This is a genomic window from Pseudomonas sp. CM27, assembly GCF_013179515.1.
Lineage (GTDB): Bacteria > Pseudomonadota > Gammaproteobacteria > Pseudomonadales > Pseudomonadaceae > Aquipseudomonas.
Map to the genome: position 1 here is coordinate 1 of NZ_JABMCN010000321.1, position 5853 is coordinate 5853.

A 5853-nucleotide genomic window follows, 5' to 3' on the forward strand; every position below is an offset into this window, starting at 1 on the left:
AGGCGTACGGCCTCTTCCACGGCGATTTCGCAGAAGGGGTTCATGGACATCTTGACGTTAGCAAGGTCGACGCCGGAGTTGTCCGCTTTGACGCGAACCTTGACGTTGTAGTCGACCACTCGTTTGATTGCGACGAGCACTTTCATAGGCAGGGATACTCTGTTTAAGCGTTGGCAACGGCGTGAAAAAAGAGGGGTCAGATGACCCCTGCAGTGCGCAGTTGCTGAATACGTTCATGGGGCAGGCCGAGCTCGGCAAGGATGCTTTCGTTGTGCTGGCCCAAGGCGGGGACAGGGTCCATGCGCGGCGCATAGGCGTTGCTGGTGGCCGGCGGCAACAGGCTGGGCACCGGGCCGGCGGCAGTGTCGATGCGCCGCCAGCGGTCGCGGGCCTGCAGTTGCGGGTGGGCCCAGACGCCCTGCATGTCATTGACCTTGGCATTGGCGATGCTGGCCCCATCGAGGCGCCCTATCACAGTGTCGAAGTCCAGTGCAGCAAATGCCTCGACGATCAGTCCGCGCAGCGCATCGCGATTGGTCACGCGCGTGAAATTGGCGCTGAAGCGCTCATCACTGGCCAGTTCCGGTTGCTGCAGCACCTGTTCGCAGAAGAGCTGCCACTCGCGCTCGTTCTGCAGCCCCAGCATGACGGTGCTGCCGTCGCCCACCGGGAAGGGGCCATACGGATAGATGGTGGCGTGCGCCGCGCCAGCACGTGGCGGTGGTGCGGCGCCCTCGTAGGCGTAGTAGAGCGGGTAGTTCATCCACTCTACCAAGGCCTCGAGCATGGACACTTCCACCTGGCTGCCGATGCCGGTCTTTTCCCGCAACAGGACCGCCGAAAGGATACCGGTATAGGCATACATGCCAGCGGCGATATCAGCGATCGAGTTGCCGGCCTTGGCCATCCCTTCTTCACCAGGCCCGCCGGTGACCGACAGGAAACCGCCTTCGCTCTGGATCAGCAGGTCATAGGCCTTTTTCTGTTCGTAGGGGCCGCCCGCGCCGTAGCCCGAGATATCGCAGACGATCAGCCGCGGGAATCGCGCGTGCAGCGCCTCGAAGTTCAACCCCAGGCGCGCGGCCGCACCCGGTGCCAGGTTTTGCACCAGCACATCGGCCTGCTCCAGCAACTGATCAAGGATGTCGCTGGCGACTTCCTGCTTGAGGTCCAGGGCCAGGCTTTCTTTCGAGCGGTTGGTCCACACGAAATGCGAGGCCAGGCCGTTGACCCGCTGGTCGTAGCCCCGGGCGAAATCGCCACTGCCGGGGCGCTCCACCTTTATGACGCGGGCGCCGAGATCGGCCAGCTGGCGGGTGCAGAAGGGCGCCGCGATCGCGTGTTCAAGGCTGATGACGGTAATGCCGTCAAGGGGGCGGATGGGCTGGCTCATGGTGTTGTCTCTCTTGTTATGACAGGCCCCCGTGCGGCACAGGGGGGTAGTACGGATCAGAACGAGCGCGGCAGCTCCAGCAGGTGTTCGGCCACGTAGGACAGGATCAGGTTGGTCGAGATCGGCGCCACCTGGTACAGGCGGGTTTCACGGAATTTACGCTCTACGTCGTATTCATTGGCAAAGCCGAAGCCGCCGTGGGTCTGCAGGCAGGCGTTGGCCGCTTCCCAGCTGGCCTTGGCCGCCAGGTACTTGGCCATGTTGGCGGCCGCCCCGGCGTTGCGCCCGCTGTCGTATTCGGCGCAAGCGCGCCAGCGCATCAGGTCGGCGGCTTCGATCTCGATGTGGGCCTCGGCGATGGGGAACTGCACACCCTGGTTCTTGCCGATCGGCCGGCCGAACACCTCGCGGTCACGGGCATACTGGCTGGCTTTCTCGACGAACCAGCGGCCATCGCCGATGCATTCGGCGGCAATCAGGGTGCGCTCTGCATTGAGACCGTCGAGGATGTAGCGGAAGCCTTTGCCTTCTTCACCAATCAAGCTGCTGGCGGGAATTTCCAGGTTGTCGAAGAACAGCTCGTTGGTTTCGTGGTTCACCAGGTTGGCGATCGGCTGCACGGTCAGGCCGTTGCCGATGGCCTCGCGCAGGTCGACCAGGAAGATCGACATGCCATCGACCTTTTTTGTCACCTCGGCGAGCGGGGTGGTGCGGGCCAGCAGGATCATCAGGTCGGAGTGCTGCACACGCGAGATCCACACCTTCTGGCCATTGATTACATACTTGTCACCTTGGCGAACCGCGGTGGTCTTGATTTTGGTGGTGTCGGTGCCGGTGGACGGCTCGGTCACGGCCATCGACTGCAGGCGTAGCTCGCCGCTGGCCAGTTTGGGCAGGTAGTAGCGCTTCTGCTCTTCGCTGCCGTTACGCAGCAAGGTGAACATGTTGTACATCTGGCCATGGATGGTGCCGGAGTTGCCGCCGCATGCATTGACCTCCTCGAGAATCACCGACGCCTCGGCCAGGCCCAGGCCGGAGCCGCCGAACTCTTCCGGAATCATCGCCGACAGCCAACCCTCGTCGGTCATGGCCTTGACGAAGGCTTCAGGGAAGCCCTTTTCCTCGTCGATCTTGCGCCAGTATTCGGCGGGGAAGTCGCCACACAGGGCGCGGACACCCTCACGAATGGCCTTGAGTTCTTCGTTGTTGTTGTCGTGCATCATCATTCTCCAAGGTGGGCCGGGCCGGCAGCGTCATCGTGGTTCGGCCGCCGGCCGACCCTGTAACACGGTCAGATTGGCTGGAAGCCCAGGGCAGCGCGGAAGCGGTTCTTGACGTAATGGCCATCGCGCGGCGGCAATACGCGCGGAGGGTTCTCGGCCTTGATTTTCACCGTAGCCAGCTTGACGCCATCGCGGTTGGCGAAACGCTCGCGCAAAGCATGCACGCCGTCCATCTCACGGATTTCCTGGGTCCAGGCAAAACCGCAGGTATCGGCGACCCGCTCGAGCTGGATGCCGAACCCGGCGTGGCTGACCTGCATGCCTGTCTCGCCGAAGTGGCCGTTATCCAGCACCACGATGGTCAGGTTCTTCGGCTGCTGCAGGGCAACGGTGGCCAGGGCGCCAAAGCCCATCAGCAGTTCGCCGTCGCCGGTGATCACCACCACGCTCTTGTCCGGTTGCGCATTGGCCAGGCCCAAACCGACAGTGATGGCGCTGCCCATGGCGGCCCAAAGGTAATAGTTGTTGGCATGATCGCCAGCGGCCATTACATCGTACGAGGCCGAGCCCAGGCCGGTGACCACCAGCACATCGTTGCGATCGGCGAGCAGGGAACGGACGACTTCACGGCGGCACAGCACGTGGTTGGCACTCACTTGACCCATTTCTTTTCTCCGATCAGACGCTGGCCGAGCAGCAGGGCAGTGGCGGCATCACCGTTGAAGGCCATGGTGGCGGCGCCATGCAGCAGGGGCGCGACGTCCTCTGGCTGGTCGGCGCGCCAGGTCATCACCTTCATCAGGTTCAGGGACGCTTCGGTGGCCTGGCCCATTGGGTTCTGCCAGGCGTTGAACTCGGCCCAGTCACCACGCATGGTCACCACCATCAACAGCGGGAAGCCGGCGCAGTTCTGCAGGGCGAGGGTGTTGATGCAGTTGCCGACACCGCTCGACTGCATCAGCAGGGCGCCGCGTTCGCCGCCCAGCCAGGCGCCGGCCAGGTAGCCGATGCCTTCTTCTTCGGTGGTAAGCACAACGGCCTTGATATCGGGGTCGGCGTAGGACATGCGGATGGCTGCCGAGTGGCCGGCATCCGGGACGAACACGACGTGCTTGACGTCGTGGGCCTTGAGGACACGGAACACGTCCTCTTGCCAGTTCTGTTCAGCTTCTTGCGATGACATGCGTATCTCCCGGCAGTGCTGCTTTTGTTTTTCCACATGATGGGGGGAGTTGAGGTGCACGACGACTACCGTTTTTTTCTTTGAGATATGCCGGGCCGGCATAGGTTGGCCCATGGAATGGCGGGTCGGCGTTTGGTGTGGCCAGCTGCCGGATGGGGGCAGGCATGGCTCGCGCAGGAGCGGCTGCCTCTATAGAAAGCGGGCATAGCTGATAGACACATGCAGCGCTTATGGGCCGCAGGCAAAGACGTTAGGTTGTCCACTCGGTTGCGGCCGCGCCGCTGTCGAATCAAAACAACAATAAGATCGAGGGTTGTCCATGATGCTTCGTTACCTGCGCACACTCGCCGGGTGGCTCATTGCCGAGCCGCCATTGGCCGATACGCCATCCTCGCCCTGCCGGTTCCGGCACCTTGCACTGTCCTACTTCGTTCCGTAATGCACTGCTCAGGCGGTGACGGATCCTATTGCTTGAATACAGGTGCTCAATGAGACTCAAACTACCGTTGGCGGGCTGGATACTGCTGGCCATGTTTCTCGGCGTGATGATCGGCTACGTCATTTTTCTTACCAGCCCGGACAAAGCCGCTGCCGCCCATACCGCCGGGTACATCTCGGTGATCTCGGACGTGTTCCTGAGGCTGATCAAGATGCTGATCGGGCCGCTTGTGTTTTCCACCCTGGTGGTAGGCATCGCCCACATGGGCGATGCCGGTGCAGTGGGGCGGGTATTCGGCAAGGCCATGATGTGGTTCTTGACGGCCTCGCTGCTGTCGCTGGCGGTAGGCTTGATGATGGCCAACATCCTGCAACCAGGGCTGCACCTGGCACTGCCACTGCCGGACGTGAGTGAAACCACTTCGCTGCAGACCTCAGCCTTTACCCTCAAGGCCTTTGTCACCCACCTGGTACCCAGGTCATTCGCCGAGGCACTGGCCAACAACGAGATCCTGCAGATCGTGGTGTTCTCGCTGTTCTTCGGAGTCGCCCTGGCGGCGCTGGGGGAAAAAGCCAAGGGCCTGGTACGCCTGGCCGATGAGCTGGCGCAGGCCATGCTGCTCATCACCGGCTACGTCATGAAGCTGGCGCCCTTGGCTGTCATGGCGGCGATGGCTGCCACGGTGGCAGTCAATGGCTTGTCGATCCTCGCCACGTTCGCCGTGTTCATGCGCGACTTCTATCTGGGCTTGGTCTTGCTGTGGATGTTGCTGGTGCTGGCCGGTGCGATGTTCCTGGGCCGGCGGGTGTTCGCCTTGCTGGCACTCATCAAGGAGGCGTTTCTGCTGGCGTTCGCCACTGCCAGCTCGGAATCAGCCTACCCGAAACTCCTCGCGGCGCTGGACCGCTTTGGGGTCAGCCGCAAGATTTCCAGTTTCGTGATGCCAATGGGCTACTCGTTCAACCTCGACGGCTCGATGATGTACTGCACCTTTGCCGTGCTGTTCATCGCACAGGCCTACGGTGTAGAGATGACCCTCGGCACACAGATCCTCATGCTGCTGACCTTGATGCTGACCTCCAAAGGGCTGGCAGGGGTGCCTCGGGCATCGTTGGTGGTGATTGCCGCAACACTGGTTCAGTTCGATATTCCCGAAGCGGGGCTGCTGCTGATTTTGGGCATAGACACCTTCCTCGACATGGGGCGTTCGGCCACCAATGCCGTGGGTAACTCGATCGCCACTGCGGTGGTGGCCAAATGGGAAGGGGAGTTGCAGGAACCGGAGGTGGAGCAGGCAACCCCACGCGCTACTCTCCCGCAAGCAGATAAGCCAATAGGTTGAGCCAGGCGCTCGGCTTCTAACTGCTATGCTCAAATTCTATAGCTGGTGCCCCAGGCTGTCTTTAGACTGTCAAATACGCCGCTCCAATGGCGCCCCTTTCCCTGCTAGTGGCTTATCGATGGACGTAACGCAACTTAAAACCCTGATCCACGTGGCAGAACTTGGCAGCTTGAGCAAGGCGTCGGACCGGCTGCACGTGGCGCAACCGGCATTGAGTCGGCAGATCCGGCAGTTGGAAAAGGAGCTGGGCGTCTATCTGTTCGAGCGCCATGG

6 protein-coding genes and 1 pseudogene are annotated in these 5853 nt (G+C 61.8%); 2 read left to right on the forward strand and 5 right to left on the reverse strand.

Annotated elements, in window-relative coordinates; genetic code table 11:
- The 5 genes and pseudogenes from HP547_RS26705 to HP547_RS26725 form a co-directional block, all read right to left on the reverse strand.
- Nucleotides 1-146: pseudogene (locus HP547_RS26705) on the reverse strand (electron transfer flavoprotein subunit beta/FixA family protein); the annotation flags it as partial.
- 50 nt (nucleotides 147-196) lie between these two features.
- Entirely contained in the window at nucleotides 197-1393 is a 1197-nt protein-coding gene (locus HP547_RS26710) for a CaiB/BaiF CoA-transferase family protein (protein WP_172288412.1), read from the reverse strand.
- Between the two features lie 56 nt (nucleotides 1394-1449).
- Nucleotides 1450-2613: an acyl-CoA dehydrogenase family protein gene (locus HP547_RS26715; RefSeq protein ID WP_172288414.1), complete on the reverse strand. Its 1164-nt coding sequence runs from the start codon at nucleotides 2611-2613 to the stop codon at nucleotides 1450-1452.
- A 71-nt stretch (nucleotides 2614-2684) separates the two neighbouring features.
- Nucleotides 2685-3281, reverse strand: coding sequence for a thiamine pyrophosphate-dependent enzyme (locus tag HP547_RS26720; protein WP_172227356.1), 597 nt, complete (start codon nucleotides 3279-3281; stop codon nucleotides 2685-2687).
- Complete coding sequence (locus HP547_RS26725) at nucleotides 3269-3799, reverse strand: thiamine pyrophosphate-binding protein (RefSeq protein WP_110744360.1); 531 nt, start codon at nucleotides 3797-3799, stop codon at nucleotides 3269-3271. The genes HP547_RS26720 and HP547_RS26725 overlap by 13 nt, the downstream gene beginning before the upstream one ends.
- A 488-nt stretch (nucleotides 3800-4287) precedes the next feature.
- Here HP547_RS26725 and HP547_RS26730 point away from each other — a divergent pair, with 488 nt between their 5' ends.
- Both HP547_RS26730 and HP547_RS26735 read left to right on the forward strand, forming a co-directional pair.
- Nucleotides 4288-5580 carry a dicarboxylate/amino acid:cation symporter gene (locus tag HP547_RS26730; RefSeq protein ID WP_172288416.1) on the forward strand — a complete coding sequence of 431 codons (1293 nt, stop codon included), beginning with the start codon at nucleotides 4288-4290 and terminating at the stop codon, nucleotides 5578-5580.
- Between the two features lie 118 nt (nucleotides 5581-5698).
- A partial coding sequence (locus HP547_RS26735) for a LysR family transcriptional regulator (protein WP_172288418.1) occupies nucleotides 5699-5853 on the forward strand: 155 nt, incomplete at its 3' end.